This is a genomic window from Oceanisphaera arctica (assembly GCF_002936955.1).
GTDB lineage: Bacteria > Pseudomonadota > Gammaproteobacteria > Enterobacterales > Aeromonadaceae > Oceanimonas > Oceanimonas arctica.
The window spans coordinates 1-18,938 of sequence record NZ_MPZM01000016.1; the positions used below are offsets into that span (position 1 = coordinate 1).

The window sequence follows — 18,938 nt, forward strand, 5'->3', positions numbered from 1 at the left end:
TGTGCTGGCCTTCGCCGTGGTGTTGATCCACCGGGCCTATGAAGTCATCGGCGCCGATGACATGAACGAAATGAAGAGCACCGACTCGTGAATATAGCCGTTATCCTACCCATTTTTATTCCCATGCTGGCCGGTGCCCTGACGCTCACCTGTTGGCGCTGGCGACTGGTGCAGCGCTGGATTTCGGTGCTGTCCGGCACCGGCCTCTTGCTGGCCGCCCTCTATCTGTTCAGCCAGGTGCGCCAGCAAGGCATTCTGGTGGCCTACGTCGGTAACTGGTCGGCACCTTACGGCATCACCCTGGTTGCAGATTTGCTCAGCGCCATCATGGTGCTGGTCACCGGCATCATAGGCCTGGCGGTGGCGATTTATTCGCTGGCCACCATGAGCCGCAACCACGAGGCCTTCGGTTATTACCCCTTGCTGCACCTGATGCTGGCCGGGGTGGTGGGCGCCTTTCTGACCGGCGACATCTTCAACCTCTATGTCTGGTTCGAGATCATGCTGGTGGCCTCGTTCGGACTGATGATTCTGGGCGGCGAGCGGGCCCAGATGGAGGGGGCGCTCAAGTACGTGACCCTGAACCTGCTCTCGTCGGCGCTGTTTCTGACCGCCGTGGGCCTGCTGTACGGCTATGCCGGCACCCTGAACATGGCGGATCTGGCGCTGAAGCTGGGCAATGGCGAACAGCCAGGGCTGGTGACGGTGATCGCCATGCTGTTTCTGGTGGCCTTCGGCATCAAGGCGGCGGCCTTTCCGCTGTTCTTCTGGCTGCCGGCCTCCTATCACACGCCGCCGGTGGCAATTTCGGCGGTGTTCGCCGGTCTGCTGACCAAGGTCGGGGTCTATGCCCTGTATCGGGTGTTCAGCCTGATCTTCGTACAGGATGTGGAGCTGACTCACCATACGGTATTGATGGGCATGGGCATCTTCACCATGCTGACCGGGGTGCTGGGGGCGGCGGCCCAGTTCGAGGTGCGTCGCATCCTCTCTTTCCATATTGTCAGCCAGATTGGCTACATGCTGGTGGGGCTGGCGCTCTTTACCCCGCTGGCCATCGCCGGCGGCGTCTTCTACATCTTCCATCACATCATAGTGAAGACCAATCTGTTCCTGATCAGCGGCATCATGTACCGCTATCATGGCAGCTATGATCTGGCGCGACTGGGGGGCCTGTATCGCTCCGCTCCCTGGCTGGCGCTGCTGTTCCTGATCCCGGCCATGTCGCTGGCGGGGCTGCCGCCCTTGTCGGGCTTTTTCGCCAAATACACTGTGATCAAGGCCGGTATAGCAGCCGAGTCCTGGTTTATGGTGGCCATCGCCCTGATCGTGGGTCTGCTGACCCTGTATTCCATGGTCAAGATCTGGGCCGAGGCCTTCTGGAAGCCCTTGCCGGAAGAGGCCAAGCCTCTGCGCGGTGACACAGACCCGCACCTTTATGTCTTGTATCTGCCGGTGTTGATGCTGGCCCTGCTGACGCTGACCATCGGCTTCGGTGCCGAGTGGTTTGTGCAGCTGGCGCTGGAAACGGCGGATCAGCTGCTGACGCCGGCCGGTTATATCGAGGCGGTACTGGGAGTAAGCCGATGAAAGCCTTTGGTTGGAATATGTTGCTGGCCCTGTTCTGGGTCATTTTGTCCGGCAGCTACAGTATCAGCAACCTGGTGGCCGGCATGCTGCTGAGCTATCTGGTGCTGGCTTTTGTGGCGCGGGACAAGCCGATGTTTGCCAGTTACTTCGGCAAACTGCCGCAAATTTTCAGTTTCATCCTGTTTTTTATCTGGGATCTGATCAAGGCCAACGCCCGGGTGGCTTACGATGTGCTGACGCCCACTCACCTGATGCGACCCGGGGTGATCGCCATTCCGCTGGATCTCAAGGATGACGCCGGTATCACCCTGTATGCCAACCTGATCACCGTCACCCCGGGCTCGCTGGCGCTGGATGTGTCCAGCGATCGCAAGGTGCTTTATGTGCACATGATGTATCTGGATGACGAGTCCCGCCAGCTGGCGGAATTGAAGGCCCTGGAGGCCCGTGTACTGAACTTGTTGAGGTAAGCCGATGCTTGATATTGCGATTACGTTATCCTTTGTTTTTTTGAGTATCGGGCTGGTGCTGGCGGCAGCGCGGCTGCTGCGTGGCCCGACCCTGCCGGACCGGGTGGTGGCGCTGGAGGTGATCGCCTCGTTGACGGTGGGGTTTATTCTGCTCTACAGCGTTAGTTACAAGGTGCCCCAGTTTATCGATGTAGCCATAGTGCTGGCGCTGACCTCCTTCATGGCAGCCGTGGGTTTTGCCCGCTACCTGGAACGGGGAGGCGAGCGCCATGATGACTGAAATCATCACCAGCCTGTTGCTGCTGCTCGGCTCTTTTCTGATGCTGTTGTCCGGCATCGGTATCATGCGCATGCCGGATCTGCTGACCCGGATGCACGCCACCAGCAAGGCGGGTGCCCTGGGAATTGGTCTGATGGCCTGTGGTTTTGCGGTGTTTTACGGCGACGATACCAGCGTGGTGGTCCGGGCCCTGGCGATGGTGCTGTTTGTGATCGTCACGGCGCCGGTGGCGGCCCACGTGCTGGCTCGGGCCGGTTATTTTGTCGGTATCAAGCTGTGGGAAGGCACGGTCAAGGACGTGATCAAGGAACGTTACGACCTCAAGACCCACCGGCTGGGCAGCTCGGCGCGCAAGCGGGAAGAAGACTGAAGGGCACCGTTAAGCAGTCAGCCACAAGGTTGGAATTCGTACCTTACCCCCGTAACGGCCCATGTGATCGGCATCGACGATATTCCGGACTCGGGAGGCAGAACAATCGGGGCTATCCAGCAACGGTTTGATACGCTGTTCCAGTTTACCCGCCTGTTGCTCCAGTTCGATAAAACCAAAGGTGCCGGAGGATTCGGCCAGCCGATCGAGTAACTGATAAAGGGCCATCAGGTTGCCATGGGAGAAGGTCTCGTGCTGCCCGCCTTGTAGCTCCCTGAGCATGGTGTCCAGCTGACTGGCCGTTCTGTCGGCAAACCGGGTTTTCAGCAGGGTTAGTCGATGGTCAATAGCGGTCAAGTCAGACGATATCTGGTTCTCCATGTTAATCCTGAATTAAATCATCTCATGTGGGCGAAGATAGTCAGGCCAGTATATGCTGATGAGGAATCATATGAATCTTATTCTGGTGTGCAAGGACTTGCGACACCATATCTGCTGCTTCATGTCATCACAAGGAAGAGAACACTCATGCGGTTATCGCTGAAGGGACGCATCGCACTCATTATTCTGGCCGGGGCCTTGCTCACGGTCATGGCGGTGCTGGCCACCGCCTATCACTCTCTGGTAGATGATTTCGAGCAGCAGCTTAGCCAGCGTCAGACCGAGGAAACGGTCAGGGCGGCGGAACAGGTAGAGCAGGCGCTGACATTGCGCATGAACGCCCTGGAAAGCGTCAGCGCCCAGCTCTCTGACGGACTGACTCTGAATACCACGACCAGGCTTACCACGAAGATGGAACGGCAACGCAATCTGCGGCGATTTTTTCCGGACGGGCTGGTGGTGCTGGACAGCGACGGTACCGCCATCGCCGAAAGCATCTTGGTGCCGGGGCGGCTGGGCACCAATTATGCGGACAGAGCCCACTTCCGGCAGCTGTTTGAAACCAGACAGTCGGTGATCAGTCATCCCGTTATCGGCCGCACCACGGGGGCGCCGCTGATTTCCTTCCTGAGTCCGATTCTGTCGGATGACGGCGACTTGCTGGGTGTTCTGAGTGGGGTAATCAATCTGGCGCAAACCTCCATTCTGCCGGAGCAGCGGCTCGCCGAAGCGCTGCGCGACGGAGTTATCTTCAAGATTCTGGATACCGACAATCTGGTCTATGTCTACAACGGCGCCGACTTGTCTACCGAACTGCAACCTCTGCCTTCCCCCCGAGAAAACCCGCTGGTCGATGCGGCCCTGTCCGGCTTCGGTGCCGGTGTGACGGAACAGGGTGCCGGGCAACGGCTGGTGTTTGCCAGCACGCACCTGCAACAACTGGGCTGGATCTTTGTACGCGCCGTGCCTTATGAGCAGGCGATAGCGCCGGCCAAGGCTTTTTTTCTGCATTTTGCGGGCATCAGCGTGCTGATTGGTGGTGCTCTGGCGCTGGTGGCCTTCTGGCTGGCCTGGACGGCGATGCGACCACTCGAGTCCATGACCCGGCAAATTCGGGTCATGGCGACCCAGGCGCGAAACAATCAGCCGTTGCCGGAAACTGGAGTGAGCGAGGTGGCGCGACTGGCCCGGGCCTTCAATCGGCTGACGGCGGAGCGAAAGGCACTGAGCGAGATCAAGGATGACTTTGTCGCCGTGGTCAGTCACGAGCTGCGTACGCCGCTGACCTCCATCAATGGCGCCTTGAAATTGATACAGTCGGGGGCGACCGGGGCGTTGCCGGAAAAAACCGGCCAGCTGACGACGCTGGCATTACGTAACGGCGAGCGATTGCAGATCATCATCAACGACCTGCTGGACTTCAACAAACTGAGTACCGGCAAGATGGCGCTGACCCCGGTGCTCAGTAGTGTGGCCGAGCTGGTGGATGATGCTGTATCCGGCAACGAGCCCATGGCGGCTGCATATCGGGTGCAGCTGCGCCGGCAGGTAGCCTCTTCGCTGCGAGCCAGGGTCGACCCGCTGCGCCTGCGGCAAATACTGAATAATCTGATCAGCAATGCCATCAAGTATTCTCCCTCCGGTGGCTGGGTGACGGTCCGGGCCGACCGAGTCAAACAGGACAGGCTGCGGATTACCGTCAGCGATCAGGGACTGGGCATTCCCGGCGAGTTCAGGAACCGTCTGTTCGAACGTTTCGCGCAGGCCGAAAATGGCACCATGCGGGCGAGCCAGGGCACCGGCCTGGGGCTGACCATCTGCAAGGAGCTGGTGGATCTGATGCAGGGTCAAATTGGTTATTACAACAGTGACGGTGCCCATCTGTGGGTGGAATTACCGCTAATGGCACCCGGCGGCGCCCTGACCACACTGGCAAGATAATCCATTTTGCTGATCGGAAAGGATCCCATCGTCATGGGATCCTTTCCGGTTTTTATTACTTCACTTCAAAGCCGTAGGCGTAGGGATCTTCACTGTCTACCCAGATGGTATTGTGTCCGGTGACCCGGGCCCAGCCCTGAACACTGGGCATGATGGCGGGATAATCTCCGACACTGGCCTCGCTTTCCACCCGGCCGACGAACAGGCTGCCGATAATGCTCTCGTGTACAAACTCTTCACCAACCCCAAGCCGGCCTCTGGCTACCCATTGCGCCATGCGGGCGCTGGTGCCGGTACCGCAGGGAGAGCGGTCGATAGCGCGATCGCCATAGAACACCGCATTGCGGGCATGGGCACCCGGCTGAGTCGGCTGGCCGGTCCACATTACATGACTGGCTCCGCGTACCGTTGGATCCAGCGGGTGCACGCAATCTACCACCTTGTTTATCGCTTCCCGCACCTTGGGTGAGTAATGCAACACCTGATCGGCACTGAATGACTCTAACCCCGGAAAGTTGGCCTGGGGATCGACAATGGTGTAGTAATTTCCGCCATAAGAGACATCCACGGTCAGCTCTCCCAACCCTTCCACCTCTATGGTGACATCCTTGTGTGCCAGGTAGCTGGCCACGTTATAGATACGCACCTTTTCTACCTTGCTACCGCTCTGCTCATAGTCGATACGGATCTGCCCGGCAGGCACGTCCAGGATCAGTTTACCCGGTGTTTTCGGCCTGATCAGGCCATGCTCGATGGCGCTGGTGACGGTGCCTATGGTGCCGTGACCACACATGGGCAGGCAGCCGCTGGTCTCGATAAACAGGATGGAAGCATCGGCCTGGTCGCTGCACGGGGGGTAAAGAACAGAGCCGGACATCATTGAATGTCCACGAGGCTCGAACATCAGTGCCTGGCGAATCCAGTCGTGATGAGCCAGAAAATCCTGCCGCTTTTCGCTCATGTTGCTGCCTTGTAAAGCAGGATAACCTCCTGCTACCAACCTTACCGGGTTGCCGCATGTGTGGGCATCTATACAGAAAAAAGTTCCTTCACGCATCTAGTGTCTCTCCTGTTAATGATATCGACTTGTGAGATCTGGATCATGATTTTACAAATGTTTAACCAGTATCTCTGGCATCTAGGTATAAGTTGTATATTTTATACAATCAAGGAATTTGGTGAAGGGATACTCAGATGCAAGACCTGAATCACGATTTAGTGGTCATCGGTGGTGGAATTATCGGCGTTACCTGCGCCTGGCAGCTGACCCAGGCGGGTTACAAGGTATTGCTGCTGGAAAAGGATGAAGTCGGACAGGGAGCTTCATTCGGAAATGCCGGTCATATCGCCACAGAGCAGGTATTGCCGCTCGCCTCGCCTGCCGTGCTGAAGCAGTTGCCGCGCATGTTGCTGGATCCGCTGGGACCTCTGCGCCTGGACTGGCGTTATCTGCCCCGTATCGCCCCCTGGTTGCTGAAACTGGTGGCCAATATGCGCCCTCAGGCCCAGCGCAACAGCAGCGCCGGGTTGCGCCTGCTCAATGAGGCCAGTCTTCCGGCCTGGCAGCAATTGTTACAACAGGCGGGTCTAAGCCGGTTGCTGAAGGAAGATGGCTCTTTGCTGGTGTGTGAAAGCGAGTCTGCCTTCGCCGAGTTGCAGCGGCATTCGCAAGTGCTGGGCGAGTTGGGTGTGTCAAGTGACCCCTGGTCCGCACAGACATTACATCGGCAGGTTAACGGTTTGGCACCTGCGGTCAGTGGTGGTCTGTTTTTCCCCGCGACCGGCCATGTGACCGACCCTTATCAACTGGTGGCGCAGCTTTTTGCACAGGCGCAAGCCGCAGGTATGGAACGACAGCAGGCCGAAGTTTACGGCGGGCGCTGCCAGGACAACGGCATCGAGCTTAATACCAGCAAAGGCAAGCTGTTCGCCAAACGGGTGCTGGTTGCCGCCGGTGCCTGGTCCGCGCCTCTGGTCAGGGAGCTGGCCGGTATCAAGATCCCTATGGATACCGAGCGGGGCTATCACCTGATGCTACCGGCCGAACCCGCTCGCCTGCCGATGGCGGTCAGCTCCCTGGAGCGAAAATTCATCATGACGCCAATGACGGGCGGGCTGCGCCTGGCCGGCACGGTGGAATTTGCCGGCCTGCATAAGGCGCCGGATTACCGTCGGGCCGAGGGGCTGGTACGTCACGCGGATGCGCTGTTCGAGCGGCAGCTGGATACCCAGAGTGCGACCCCCTGGATGGGCTGCCGTCCTTCTTTACCCGATTCATTGCCGGTGATTGACCGGGTTGGCCCGCAGGGCCGCCTGCTGTTGGCCCTGGGTCATCATCATCTGGGCCTGACACAAGCCGCAGTCACCGCCCAACTCATTTTGAGCCTGTTGTCGGGAAAACCGTCCGGGCTCGATATAGCTCCTTTCCGCCTGGCGCGGTTTGGGCAACTACCACCCACGCATACCTTTAATAACAGTGTTTGTCTGCCCGGTTCAGAAGGCTGACCGGACTCGCGTCACAACAGGGAGAATGTATATGGATATCAATCAGTCAACTCCGGCGAATAGGATTCGCTTACCCAGCAGCTTTGAAGTGCTGGGCCTGCTGGCGGCCTTTGTCGGCGTCATGTATTTGTTTTTGAATGTGTGGGCCCTCCCCATACAACTGGCACTGTTCGTGTCCTGGTTTCTGGTGATCGTCTTGGGTGTTCGCTTGGGACTAGGGTATGAAACCATCCAGAAAGGTTTGCTGAACGGGATTAACAACGGTATGGAAGCCGTGCTGGTGCTGATCACCGTCGGTGCCCTGATCGGTACCTGGATTGCCGGCGGCATAGTGCCCAGCATCATCTATTACGGCCTGTCGGTGATGAGCCCCAGTATCTTCCTGTTTGCGGCCTTTATCATCTGTGCCCTGACATCGCTGGCGACCGGAACCTCGTTCGGTACCGCAGGCACCGCTGGTATCGCCATGATGGGGATCGGCCACAGCTTCGGCATCCCGATGCCGCTGGTGGCCGGGGCTGTTATTTCCGGTGCCTATGTGGGTGACAAGCTGTCACCTTTGTCCGACACCACCGTGATGACGGCTTCCCTTTGCCGGGTCGACCTGATCGATCATATCAAGTCCATGCTCTACGTCAGCGCGCCTTCCGCCCTGATTGCCGGCCTGTTATTCCTGGGAGTGGGGTATTTCTATGTTGACGGTGCCGCCGACACCAGTCGGGCTGATGCGGCCATGGTAGCCCTGGCCGAGCAGTTCAACATCAGCTGGTATCTGCTGCTGCCGACGCTGATGGTGATCATCCTGCTGGCCATGCGCAAGCCATCCATTCCGGTGATCAGCTTCGGCGCCGTAATGGGCATCGTTTGTGCCGTGTTGTTCCAGGACATGGCGGCGCTGGATGCGGTCAACACTGCCTACTTCGGTAACGCCATGAGTTCAGAGGTGGACTTCCTCAATACCCTGCTGAATCGGGGCGGTATCGAGTCCATGTTCGGCGTCATCGCCCTGGTGTTGTTCGCCCTCGGATTGGGTGGGCTGATGGACCGCATCGGCGTCCTGACGGTTATCTGTAATGGCTTCCTGTCTTGGGCAAACAACGCCGGTCGGTTGACCTTGTCGACCCTGTTGGGCGGTTTCTTCGGCAACTTCTTCGGTGGTGCGGCCTATGTGTCGTTGATCACCGCCAGCACCATCACCGAGAAAAACTACGACAAGCAGGGTATCGACCGTCGGGTGTTGTCCCGCAACGCCGAGGCCGGCGGTACCATCACCACGCCCATGGTGCCCTGGTCCGATGGTGGTGTCTTCATGGCCGCCACTCTGGGGGTCAGCACCCTCAGCTATCTGCCTTTCCTCTGGTTCCATTTTCTGGTGCTGATCATCTCGCTGATTTACGGCTACTGCAATATTGCTATCTGGCGCACCGGTACCGGCAGCACCCTGCCTGTCGACGAATCCGAAGATAGCCTGGCTCTGGCTAAGACTTCTTCATAACTCACTCTTATAACTTACTTTTCCGGGCCTGTGCTCAGGCCCTTTATCACGATAAGGATATACATAATGAAAATTCAAGGTGTAATGGTTCCGGTAGTCACCCCGTTTGCTCAAGACGGCCATATCGATTACCCGGCATTGGCGGCCCTGCTGGCCCATCAGCTGGAAGCGGGCGTAAGCGGCATCGTCGCTTGTGGTACCACAGGAGAGTATTACGCACTGAGCCAGACCGAGCGCCGCGAGCTGATGGCCTTTATTGCAAAGGAAGTGGGAGACAAGGCGTTACTGATAGCAGGTGTTAACGACACTCATTCTGCAGGGTCCATCGTCAAGGCGCTGGAGGCAAAGGAGTTGGGCTATCAGGCACTGATGCTGGCTCCACCCATCTATTGTTTGCCAGAGCAGGACGAAATTATCGCCCATTATCAGACCGTGAGTCGCGAAGCAGACATGCCGATCATCATGTACAACTTCCCGGCTCGCTCCGGGGTGGAGATCGGCATCGAGGTCATCAAGGTACTGGCCAGGGATCCCAACATCGTCGGCATCAAGGAAAGCAGCGGCGATTTTACCCGCGCCGTGACCCTGCTCAATCTGGGTCTGGAAGACTTTGAAGTGGTGTGTGGCTCCGATGATCAGGCCGCTGACTACTTGTTCTGGGGGGCTCGCTCCTGGATTGGCGGCGGCGCCAATTACCTGGCCGGCGATCACGTCAACATGATCGAAGCGGCCAAGGCCGACGACTGGCAGCAGGTCAGGAGCATCATGGCTCGTATTCTGCCGGTGCTGCAGAACATGGAGTCCGGTGGTTATAACCAGAAAGCCAAGCTGGGTTGCGGCCATATCGGTTATCCGGTGGGCCCGGTCAGAGCGCCTCTGTATCCGGTGAGCAAGCAGGATGAAGAAGACTTCCTGGCTCTGCTGACCCAGGCACTGAAATAAGGAGATTCGGCATGTCAGTACAAGTGGAAAATGTTTTTGCCAGGGCAAAGCAGGGTGAATTACGGGCCGATGCCATTATCGTCGGCTATACGCCTGGTAATCAGACACTGGAATCTCGAGATCCCTTTGATGAATCCGTTATCGGTCAGGTTGAAGCCTGTACCGAAGAACAAGTTAACCTGGCGGTGGCTGCCGCTCGTGAGAGCTTCGAGCAAGGCGAATGGCGCAAACTGGCCCCGGCCGAGCGCAAGCAACGCATGCAAGCCTGGGTTTCGCTGCTAGAACAAAACCGGGAAGAGCTGGCGGCGCTGGATTGTGTGGATGGCGGTAAGCCGATCACCGAGTGCCTGAACACCGATATTCCGGAAACCATCAACACCCTGGCCTGGTATGCGGAAGCGGTAGACAAGGTGTTTGGCAAGGTGGCGCCAACCGGGGATGACACTCTGGGCCTGGTCGTCAATGAGCCCATAGGTGTGGTTGCCGCCGTATTGCCCTGGAACTTTCCGGCGCAGATGTTTGCCTGGAAGGTGGGTCCGGCGCTGGTAACCGGTAACTCGGTGATTGTTAAGCCGGCCGAGCAAACCTCACTGAGCGCCTGGCGCATGGTGCAGCTGGCTCATCAGGCAGGGATCCCGGAGGGTGCTCTGCAGCTGGTAACGGGTCTGGGGGAGCAAACCGGTATGCCGCTGGGGCTACATTCTGATGTGGACATGGTGTCTTTCACCGGCTCGACCGAGGTCGGCCGTCTGTTCCTGCAGTATTCGGCTCAAAGTAATCTGAAAGAAATAGTGCTGGAATGTGGCGGCAAGAGTCCGCAGCTGGTATTCGATGATGTAGAAGACCTGGACTCTATCGTCGACGATGTGCTGGCGGCAGCATTCTGGAACATGGGTGAAAACTGCAGCTGTGGATCCCGTTTGCTGGTGCAGAAGGGCATCAAGGAACCGCTGCTGGACAAGCTGTGTTCCCGTCTGTCCGGCTGGAAGCTGGGAGACCCCAAGGAAGCGGCCACCATGATCGGCCCTATGGTGGAGCCGGCTCACTTCAATAAGGTAAAAGCTATGGTCGAACAGGCCAGGGAACAGGGTGCCCGGCTGCGTTATGGCGGCAATATGCCGGCCTTAGGCGCAGGCCTCTTTGTGGAGCCCACCATCTTCGATGACGTCAGTTCCGACATGACACTGTTCCGAGACGAGGTGTTTGGCCCGGTACTGGCTGTCACCGAGTTTTCCACTGAAGAAGAGGCGGTATCTCTGGCCAACCAGACTCAGTACGGCCTGGCCGCTTCCCTCTATACCAGCCATATGGGGCGAGCCCATCGTGTCTCCCGGGCATTGAAAGCGGGTACCGTTTCCATCAACTGTTTCAGCGAAGGAGATATCTCCACTCCCTTCGGTGGTTATGGTCAGTCCGGTTTTGGTGGCAGAGACAACGGCCTTGAAGCCATGGATCAATATCTGCAAAAGAAAACCATCTGGTATAACCAAGCCTGAGTAATGAGTTAATAGCATGGCGTCAGACAAATGGATGACGCCATTATTACAGCTTGTGTTCTTCTTTCCGCACCGGCTGTAGCGGCCAAGGAAGAGATCTGAAAGGTTCCAACTTCTGTGCCGGCTTTGATTTTATCAACAACGGCCCGTTTCGGTGGCGCTATCGTTGTATTGGAAACTTCGGCCTCGATGGCCATGGCGCTCATGGCAATGCCATTGCTTGATGGCCTGTTCATCGACCCAGAAGGTGAGCGAACCGCGATTAATCAGTGCTCGATTGCACTGCCGCCAGTTACTGATTTCGTGCTTTGCCTATCGCTCTGCTCCTGAGTCCGTTTGTCAGGAGATCGGATCACGGGAGAAGCAGATAGTTCCCTGATTTAGGAAACAACGCCGGTATTGCGGATAAAAATGGCGCCAACAGGCGCCATTTTTATGGGTTGATACTTATATACTGGCGACTTCTTCCGGTGTCAGATGTCGCCACTCGGCCGGAGCCAGACTGTCATCCAGCACTATGCCCCCTATTTGCAGCCGGTGCAGGCCCGAGACGTGGTTGCCGACGGCGGCAAACATCCGTTTCACCTGGTGGTATTTGCCTTCCTGTATGGTCAGCAGTACCCGGGTAGGGGTGATAACCTCCAGAGTGGCAGGCAGAGTAGCCTTGTCTTCACCGTGTAAGTCTATCCCTTGTGCGAAGCGCTCGGCGACATCTTCCGCCAGCGGTTCGGCCAGGTCGACCTGATAGACCTTGTTGCAGGCTTTTTTCGGGGAGCGCAGACGGTGCGACCACTTGCCGTCGTCAGTCAGTAACAGTAGGCCTGTGGTGTCCACATCCAGGCGACCGGCGCATTGCATGCTGCGGCGTAGCTCCGGTGGTAGCAGTTGCAGCACACAGGGGTGATCTTCATCCTGGGTGGAGCTGATATAACCGGCGGGCTTGTGCAGCAGCAGATAGCGCGGCCCCGGCGCAGCAAGCAGGCGACCTTCGAGGCGTACTTCCTGGCCATCGATCTGCTCATCGCTCTTTTTGACTACGATGCCGTCGACGGTGACGTCACCCCGATGCAGGGCTTTTTTGGCCACAGAGCGGGTCAGGCCGGTGCTTTCAGATAAAAAACGATCGAGGCGCATTAGGTTTCCAATATTGTCAGCAATCCTGTTGCTGCTGTTGATGTAGTAGGGCGACGATATCATCGGCCGCAACCAGAATATGGCGTCGCAGCAGATCACAGGCCGAAGTAATATCGCCGCGGCGGCACAGTTCCAACAGTTCTCCGTGTTCAGCCTCGGCTTTTTTGACCCCGGCGGCATGCAATAAGTGAATCCGGATATAACGGTCGGACTGGGTATTCAGCTGGGTGATCAACGCCATGGTTTCTGGTTTGTCGGCAGCCTCGTACAGAGCTCGGTGAAATGCGAAGTTATGATCGCTCCAGTGATCGATCTGGCTGGAGGTTTCCAGTAGATGATCCAGCTCTATGAGCAGGGCTTCGGCATCATCCAGCTTTTCTTTGGTCAACCTGGGGATAGCCGCTGCCAGGATGTGGCACTCCAGCAATACCCGCAGTTCGAACAGCTCCAGGATTTTGGGGGCCGACAGTTCGGTGGCGTAAGCGCCCTTGTGGGCTTCGAATTCCACCAGACCTTCTGCTTCCAGGATGAGTAGCGCCTCGCGCACCGGGATCCGGCTGACATTAAACTCTTTTGCCAAGGCGTCCTGGCGCAGGGCTGACCCACCTTTTATCTCACCTTTTAGAAGTTTGCTTCTGATGGCGTCGGCCACAAATTGAGTTCTAGTAATATGCATATTATCGCCTGAGAAAGGTGGGTAGGTTGAACAGATATTACTTTGCGTCTGCCGCCGGCTCATCATCCTGCAGCAACCATTCGCTCAGGATTTCCCTGGCTCTGTCCAGGCCCAGGCCCTTGAGTGAACTGAAAGACTCGACTCTGATGTCGCCACCGAAGACGGTAACGGCTTCGCGTACCCGCAGCACTTCGGACTTGCGCGGGCCCGGCTTGAGCTTGTCGCACTTGGTCAGCAGTGCCAGCACCGGCAGATTGCTTTCGCTGGCCCACTGCAGCAGTTGCTGATCGATGTCCTTGAGCGGATGACGGATATCCATCAGTACCACCAGCCCCTTGAGGCTTTCGCGCTGTTGCAGATAGACCGACAGCGCTTGCTGCCATTTCAGCTTCATTTCTTCCGGCACCTTGGCATAGCCGTAGCCGGGCAGATCGATCAGCCGCTTGCCTTCGCTCAGTTCGAACACGTTGATCAGCTGGGTACGGCCCGGAGTTTTACTGGTCCGTGCCAGGCTTTTCTGCTGAGTGATGGTGTTCAAAGCGGATGATTTACCGGCGTTTGAGCGCCCGGCAAAGGCTATCTCTATTCCGCTGTCTGCCGGCATCTGGTTGATATCGGGCGCGCTGGTAATAAAGCGGGCGGTGTTAAAATTTATCTGCTTGTTATTCAATATGAATTCCCCTGGGTTCTGGACCCGCTTTGCTTACTTTCTCGCAAAATCATTGTAGAATGGTGCCGTTTTTTGAATCGCATTGTAACATGCCCTCGCAGGTATGTGATCTGGAAGCTCTTATCAACGAGAACGCGGAACGTCATGAAAAAAATTATTTTCACGCTAGCCTTAATGCTCGGAGTGGTCGGTGTTGCCCAGGCCCAGGGCGACGTCGAAGCAGGTAAGGCCAAAGCCGCCACCTGCGTGGCCTGTCACGGTGCCGATGGTAACAGCCCGACCGATATGTATCCCAAACTGGCCGGTCAGCATGCCTCTTATCTGACCAAGCAGCTGGTCGAATTCAAGGCTGCTGCCACCGGTGGTGAAGGTCGTGCCAACGCCATCATGGGCGGCATGTCCATGGCCTTGTCCGAACAGGATATGGCCGATGTAGCTGCCTATTTCGCCAGCCAGGCGATTACGCCCATCGCCACCCCGGAAGAGGTGATCGAGCAGGGCGCAGCTCTGTATCAGGGCGGCGACATGGAGCGTGGCGTTACCGCCTGCATGGCCTGTCACGGTCCTCGAGGCGAGGGTCTGGAATCGGCCAAGTTCCCGAGCCTGTCCGGCCAGCATCCGGCCTATATTGCGGCTCAGTTGAAGATGTTCCGCAGTGGCGAACGTAACAATGATCAAAACGGCATGATGCGTGGCGTCGCGGCCAAGCTGACCGACAACGATATCGACGTACTGTCTCAGTACGTAGCTGGTCTGCGTTAATACTATCACTCCGGGGGCCTGGTGCCCCCTGCTTTATCTGGTTTCCCCCATGTCTGCCCTGTCGCACGACCTCAGTTGCCCCCTCTGTGATCATATCGAGACTCCCCTGTTCTGGCAGGATGAGCGGCGTCGCTACCATCGCTGTGACCGATGCCGGCTGATATTTGTCGATCCCGGATGTCGGCTGGATGCAACGGCGGAGAAGGCGGAATATGATCTGCATGAGAATCAGACAGACGATGAGGGTTATCGGCGTTTTCTGGCGCGGCTGGCGGACCCGCTGATGGCCCGCCTGCCCGCCGGTAGCCAGGGGCTGGATTTCGGCTGTGGGCCTGGCCCGGCGCTGGCGGCCATGCTGAACGAAGCAGGCTTTGCCACCACCACCTATGATCCTTACTATGCGCACTATCCGGCCCGGCTACAGCAGAAATACGACTTCGTCTGCTGCACCGAAGCGATAGAACATTTTTACCGGCCGGGCAGGGAATGGCAGCAGTTGCTGACCCTGCTCCGACCGGGAGGCTGGCTGGCCATCATGACCAAGCTGGCCCGAGACCAGGCGGCTTTTGCCAACTGGCATTACAAACAGGATCCCACCCATGTCAGCTTTTTCAGCCGGGAAACCTTTCTCTGGCTGGCGGCACGGGACGGGCTCGGCATCGAATTCATCGGTGCCGATGTGATACTTCTGCAAATACCGGAGTCTCTATGACACGCATAAAAAAGGCCCGTTCCCCGGGTCAAATCGGAACCCGCAAGGACAGTCGGGAAACTGCCGAGCAGAGCAAGGATCGCAAGCGCAAGGCTAAACGCAAGGGGCTGGCGCCCGGCTCCCGGCACAACACCGGTGAGTCAGGTCAGCACAATACCGGCGGCAAGGCACCTCAGGATCCGCGTCTGGGTTCGAAAAAGCCGATAGCTCTGGTGCCTGAAGCCGCCGCTCCCAAAACGGCCAAGCCAGCCAAGACGGCAAAACCGGCAAAACTGGCCAAGGCGGAGCCGGTGATAGCGGCCAATGTTCAGACGCTGACGCCGGAACAGGAGCTGGAACAGCTGGAAAACAACGAACGACTCAACACCCTGCTGGACAGAGTGGATGCGGACGAGAAGCTGGGCAAAGACGATGCCGCCTGGCTGGACAAGACCCTGGCTCGCCATCAGCAGCTGCTGGAAGAGCTTGGCCTGCTGGAAGAAGATGAAGAAGAGCCGGCAGAAGGCGACGATCTCTGGACCCGCTTTATGGACGCAGATCTTGATCCTGCGCAATACGAGGACAAGGAAGATAAGTCATGATCTCACCTTGGTTGATAGCCGTCCTTGTGGGCGGCGTCATCATAGTGGGGCTGGCGGTTTACGCGGGTAAATTGCTGGCCCGGCTGAAGCTGCAAACCCAGCGGCAACAACAGGCCGTTACCCGGCGTAACGAGCGTATTCTGGACAGCATTCGCACCATCGCCATGGCGATGCGCGAAGACCAGTGCAACCTGTCGGAAGGCGCCATTCGTCTGACCAACCTGCTCAACGCCCTGCAGTTTGCACAGCCGAAAGAATTTTCCGGCGAATATCCGGGCCTGTACGAGCTGTATGAACGGGTCAGGGAAATGCCGACCCACGATGCCCGCAAGCAATTCAAGCGCAACGAAATCATGCGTATGGATTTGCAACGAGCCGGTTTCGAACAGGAACTGGAAGCACAAATAAAAATTGAGGTAACGCGGCTGGCCAGCCTGGAACTGCCCGGTCGCTGACCGGGGAGAGGTAATGTCAGCACAGATTGAATGGGATCAGGCCCTGATCGAAAAGTACAACTATTCGGGGCCGCGTTATACGTCTTACCCCACGGCGCTGGAGTTTAATAACGGCTTTGGCATGGCGGAACTCGAAGCCGCCGCCGGCCGTTATCCCGGGCGACCGCTGTCGCTCTATGTCCATATCCCCTTCTGCCACAAGCTGTGCTACTACTGCGGCTGCAACAAGGTCATCACCCGTCATCAGGGCAAGGCCGACATTTATCTGGATTATCTGGAGCGGGAAATCGCGCGCCTGGCGCCGCTCTTCGCCGATAGAACCGTGACCCAGTTGCACTGGGGCGGCGGTACCCCCACCTTTTTGACCGACCCCCAAATCCGTCGACTGAACGGTCTGCTGCGCAGTCACTTCTGTTTTTCCGAACAGGGCGAGTTCAGCATCGAAATCGATCCGCGCAGAATCGAATTGAGTCTGCTGGACGTGCTGAAAGAAGAAGGCTTCAATCGCATCAGCCTGGGCGTACAGGACTTCAATAAAGACGTGCAACGGGTGGTCAACCGGGAGCAGGACAACGATTTCATCAAGGCGCTGGTCAGCCGGGCCGCCGAACTGGACTTTGGCTCCACCAACCTGGATCTTATCTACGGCCTGCCGTTGCAGACCCCGGAAAGCTTTCACCATACTCTGGAGCAAGTCGTTGCCATGGCGCCGGCCCGCTTATCGGTGTTCAACTATGCCCACCTGCCGAGCCGCTTTTCCGCCCAGCGCAAGCTGAACGAAGCCGATATGCCGGCACCGGCGAAGAAGCTGGCGATGCTGCAGAACAGCATCGCCTACCTTACCGGGCAGGGGTATCAGTTCATCGGCATGGATCACTTCGCGCTGCCGGACGACAGCCTGGCGGTGGCCCAGCGGGAAGGCGAACTGCACCGTAACTTTCAGGGCTATACCACCCAGGGCGACTGTGATCTGCTGGGCTTGGGCGTGTCGGCCATCAGCATGATTGGCGACGCCTATTCCCAGAATCACAAAGAGCTGAAGCGCTATTACGGCCAGCTGGACGAACTGGGTCATGCCCAGACCGTCGGCTATGCGCTGAACGAAGACGACTGTTTGCGCCGGGATCTGATCAAGACCCTGATATGCAACTTCGAGCTGCCCTTCGCACCGCTGGAGCGGCAATACGGTATCCGCTTCGCCGATTATTTCGCCGAAGATCTCAAGCTGCTGCAGACCTTCGTCGACGATGGTCTGGTGACCCTGACTGACGACGCCATCAAGGTTGCGCCCAAGGGCCAGCTGCTGATCCGTAACATTTGCATGTGCTTCGACGTGCACCTGCGCCGTCAGGCCCGGATGCAGCAATTTTCGCGGGTGATCTGATTAACTGCAGGGATTGGGGAATAGGGATTCGGGATTAATCATTCCCTATTCCCTATTCCCTATTCCCTATTCCCCATAATGGTCATTCCCGCTCGGCGCTGGCCAGCAGCAGGGCGGCCTTTTCCTCGGCGCTGATAAAGGCCATTTTCAGGGCGTTTTCCTGACACTGGCGGGTCTGAGCCTTTGTCAGGCCGGCGGCAAGGGAGGCATCGGTGTATTCATGGCGCAGCTCTATGCCTTCTACCGCCGGATCGTCGGTATTCAGGCACACAGGTATGCCGTGGGCCAAAAAGCGGTGAATGGGATGGCTGCTCAACTCGGCCACCGTGCTGGTTTGCAGGTTGGAGGTCAGGCAGGTTTCGATGCCGATGCGATGCTCGGCCAGATAGTCGAGCAGGGATTCGTCCTGCACCGCCTTGACCCCGTGGCCGATGCGCTCGGCGCCCAGCTCCCGAATGGCCTGCCAGATGCTGTCACTGCCTGCTGCTTCACCTGCATGTACCGTGATATGCAAACAGGCGTCGCGCACCCGCCTGAAATGCCCCTCGAACAAATCACCGGGAAAGCCCAGTTCGTCGCCGGCCAGATCCATGGCGATGAGGCGGTCTTTATGAGCCAGACAGGCGGCCAGTTCCCGTTCGCAGGCCTGCTGGCCGAAGGTGCGGCTCATGATGCCGATGAGTTTGGCCGGAATGCCGAAGTCTCGGCTGCCGGCGGCCACGCCATCGATGACCGCTTCCACTACACCCTCTGGTTCAAGCCGGTGGCTCATCGCCATATAACCCGGGCTGAAGCGCAGCTCGGCATAATCGATACCGGCGCGTTGCAGATCCTCGATGTTTTCATAGGCGACCCGGCGACAGGCGTCGTAACTGCCCAGTACCTTGACACCCCAGTCCAGCTTGGCGAGAAAAGACATCAGATCCGGGGCGTTATCCAGTACCTTTACATGAGGGAGCAGCCCCTCCAGGGTGGTGGCGGGCAGCGTCATGTTAAAAGACCGACCCAGCTCCAGTATGGTGGCGGGGCGAATATTGCCATCCAGATGACGGTGCAGGTCGAGTAGGGGCAGGCTGGGATCGATCATGGCGTTT

At 57.8% G+C, this 18,938-nt stretch carries 20 protein-coding genes and 1 pseudogene; 14 read left to right on the forward strand and 7 right to left on the reverse strand.

Features of this window, described 5'->3' with window-relative positions:
• Nucleotides 1-87: 87 nt before the first annotated feature.
• From UN63_RS09010 to mnhG, 4 genes are read left to right on the forward strand one after another with little or no spacing between them, the layout of a single operon-like run.
• Nucleotides 88-1,590 (forward strand): Na+/H+ antiporter subunit D, encoded by a 1,503-nt coding sequence (locus UN63_RS09010; protein ID WP_181068217.1) that lies wholly within the window; start codon nucleotides 88-90, stop codon nucleotides 1,588-1,590.
• Entirely contained in the window at nucleotides 1,587-2,060 is a 474-nt protein-coding gene (locus UN63_RS09015) for a Na+/H+ antiporter subunit E (protein ID WP_104486437.1), read from the forward strand. The genes UN63_RS09010 and UN63_RS09015 overlap by 4 nt, the downstream gene beginning before the upstream one ends.
• Nucleotides 2,061-2,064: 4 nt before the next feature.
• Nucleotides 2,065-2,340 carry an MrpF/PhaF family protein gene (locus UN63_RS09020; RefSeq protein ID WP_104486438.1) on the forward strand — a complete coding sequence of 92 codons (276 nt, stop codon included), beginning with the start codon at nucleotides 2,065-2,067 and terminating at the stop codon, nucleotides 2,338-2,340.
• Nucleotides 2,330-2,710 (forward strand): monovalent cation/H(+) antiporter subunit G, encoded by a 381-nt coding sequence (mnhG, locus tag UN63_RS09025; RefSeq protein ID WP_219821107.1) that lies wholly within the window; start codon nucleotides 2,330-2,332, stop codon nucleotides 2,708-2,710. Before UN63_RS09020 ends, mnhG begins: the two co-directional genes overlap by 11 nt.
• 9 nt (nucleotides 2,711-2,719) lie before the next feature.
• Here mnhG and UN63_RS09030 read toward each other — a convergent pair whose 3' ends face one another.
• Nucleotides 2,720-3,091, reverse strand: a complete 372-nt coding sequence (locus UN63_RS09030; protein ID WP_104486439.1) for an Hpt domain-containing protein — start codon at nucleotides 3,089-3,091, stop codon at nucleotides 2,720-2,722.
• 147 nt (nucleotides 3,092-3,238) lie between these two features.
• On the opposite strand from UN63_RS09030, the gene UN63_RS09035 reads away from it, so the two are divergent.
• Nucleotides 3,239-5,032, forward strand: a complete 1,794-nt coding sequence (locus UN63_RS09035) for a sensor histidine kinase (RefSeq protein WP_104486440.1) — start codon at nucleotides 3,239-3,241, stop codon at nucleotides 5,030-5,032.
• A 55-nt stretch (nucleotides 5,033-5,087) separates the two neighbouring features.
• On the opposite strand, the gene UN63_RS09040 is transcribed toward UN63_RS09035, so the two are convergent.
• Nucleotides 5,088-6,089 carry a 4-hydroxyproline epimerase gene (locus UN63_RS09040; RefSeq protein WP_104486441.1) on the reverse strand — a complete coding sequence of 334 codons (1,002 nt, stop codon included), beginning with the start codon at nucleotides 6,087-6,089 and terminating at the stop codon, nucleotides 5,088-5,090.
• 137 nt (nucleotides 6,090-6,226) lie between these two features.
• Between UN63_RS09040 and UN63_RS09045 the strand changes: the two genes are divergently transcribed.
• From UN63_RS09045 to UN63_RS09060, 4 genes are all read left to right on the forward strand, one after another.
• The gene (locus tag UN63_RS09045; RefSeq protein WP_104486442.1) at nucleotides 6,227-7,537 is read left to right on the forward strand and encodes an NAD(P)/FAD-dependent oxidoreductase; all 1,311 of its coding nucleotides are present in this window, start codon (nucleotides 6,227-6,229) and stop codon (nucleotides 7,535-7,537) included.
• Nucleotides 7,538-7,568: 31 nt separating this feature from the next.
• Nucleotides 7,569-9,032 carry a Na+/H+ antiporter NhaC gene (gene nhaC, locus UN63_RS09050; protein WP_104486443.1) on the forward strand — a complete coding sequence of 488 codons (1,464 nt, stop codon included), beginning with the start codon at nucleotides 7,569-7,571 and terminating at the stop codon, nucleotides 9,030-9,032.
• Between the two features lie 66 nt (nucleotides 9,033-9,098).
• The gene (locus UN63_RS09055; protein WP_104486444.1) at nucleotides 9,099-9,974 is read left to right on the forward strand and encodes a dihydrodipicolinate synthase family protein; all 876 of its coding nucleotides are present in this window, start codon (nucleotides 9,099-9,101) and stop codon (nucleotides 9,972-9,974) included.
• 11 nt (nucleotides 9,975-9,985) lie between these two features.
• The gene (locus tag UN63_RS09060; RefSeq protein ID WP_104486445.1) at nucleotides 9,986-11,470 is read left to right on the forward strand and encodes an aldehyde dehydrogenase; all 1,485 of its coding nucleotides are present in this window, start codon (nucleotides 9,986-9,988) and stop codon (nucleotides 11,468-11,470) included.
• A gap of 147 nt (nucleotides 11,471-11,617) precedes the next feature.
• Here the strand turns inward: UN63_RS09060 and UN63_RS09065 are convergent.
• From UN63_RS09065 to yihA, 4 genes and pseudogenes are all read right to left on the reverse strand, one after another.
• A pseudogene (locus UN63_RS09065) lies at nucleotides 11,618-11,770 on the reverse strand (transposase); the annotation flags it as partial.
• Between the two features lie 147 nt (nucleotides 11,771-11,917).
• Nucleotides 11,918-12,604: a 16S rRNA pseudouridine(516) synthase RsuA gene (gene rsuA / locus UN63_RS09070; RefSeq protein WP_104486446.1), complete on the reverse strand. Its 687-nt coding sequence runs from the start codon at nucleotides 12,602-12,604 to the stop codon at nucleotides 11,918-11,920.
• Nucleotides 12,605-12,620: 16 nt separating this feature from the next.
• A complete protein-coding gene (locus tag UN63_RS09075; protein WP_104486447.1) occupies nucleotides 12,621-13,280 on the reverse strand; it encodes a GntR family transcriptional regulator in 660 nt (219 codons plus the stop codon).
• A 37-nt stretch (nucleotides 13,281-13,317) separates the two neighbouring features.
• Nucleotides 13,318-13,950: a ribosome biogenesis GTP-binding protein YihA/YsxC gene (gene yihA, locus UN63_RS09080; protein WP_104486448.1), complete on the reverse strand. Its 633-nt coding sequence runs from the start codon at nucleotides 13,948-13,950 to the stop codon at nucleotides 13,318-13,320.
• Nucleotides 13,951-14,094: 144 nt separating this feature from the next.
• Here yihA and UN63_RS09085 point away from each other — a divergent pair, with 144 nt between their 5' ends.
• From UN63_RS09085 to hemN, 5 genes are read left to right on the forward strand one after another with little or no spacing between them, the layout of a single operon-like run.
• Nucleotides 14,095-14,712, forward strand: a complete 618-nt coding sequence (locus UN63_RS09085; RefSeq protein WP_104486449.1) for a c-type cytochrome — start codon at nucleotides 14,095-14,097, stop codon at nucleotides 14,710-14,712.
• Between the two features lie 49 nt (nucleotides 14,713-14,761).
• Nucleotides 14,762-15,424 carry a class I SAM-dependent methyltransferase gene (locus UN63_RS09090; protein WP_104486450.1) on the forward strand — a complete coding sequence of 221 codons (663 nt, stop codon included), beginning with the start codon at nucleotides 14,762-14,764 and terminating at the stop codon, nucleotides 15,422-15,424.
• Nucleotides 15,421-16,005, forward strand: a complete 585-nt coding sequence (gene yihI, locus UN63_RS09095) for a Der GTPase-activating protein YihI (RefSeq protein ID WP_104486451.1) — start codon at nucleotides 15,421-15,423, stop codon at nucleotides 16,003-16,005. Before UN63_RS09090 ends, yihI begins: the two co-directional genes overlap by 4 nt.
• Before the next feature lie 11 nt (nucleotides 16,006-16,016).
• On the forward strand, nucleotides 16,017-16,460 hold the full coding sequence (locus tag UN63_RS09100) for a DUF2489 domain-containing protein (RefSeq protein ID WP_181068218.1): 444 nt from the start codon (nucleotides 16,017-16,019) through the stop codon (nucleotides 16,458-16,460).
• Between the two features lie 13 nt (nucleotides 16,461-16,473).
• Entirely contained in the window at nucleotides 16,474-17,844 is a 1,371-nt protein-coding gene (gene hemN, locus UN63_RS09105) for an oxygen-independent coproporphyrinogen III oxidase (protein WP_104486453.1), read from the forward strand.
• An 82-nt stretch (nucleotides 17,845-17,926) separates the two neighbouring features.
• On the opposite strand, the gene add is transcribed toward hemN, so the two are convergent.
• On the reverse strand, nucleotides 17,927-18,931 hold the full coding sequence (add, locus tag UN63_RS09110; protein WP_104486496.1) for an adenosine deaminase: 1,005 nt from the start codon (nucleotides 18,929-18,931) through the stop codon (nucleotides 17,927-17,929).
• Nucleotides 18,932-18,938: the final 7 nt, after the last annotated feature.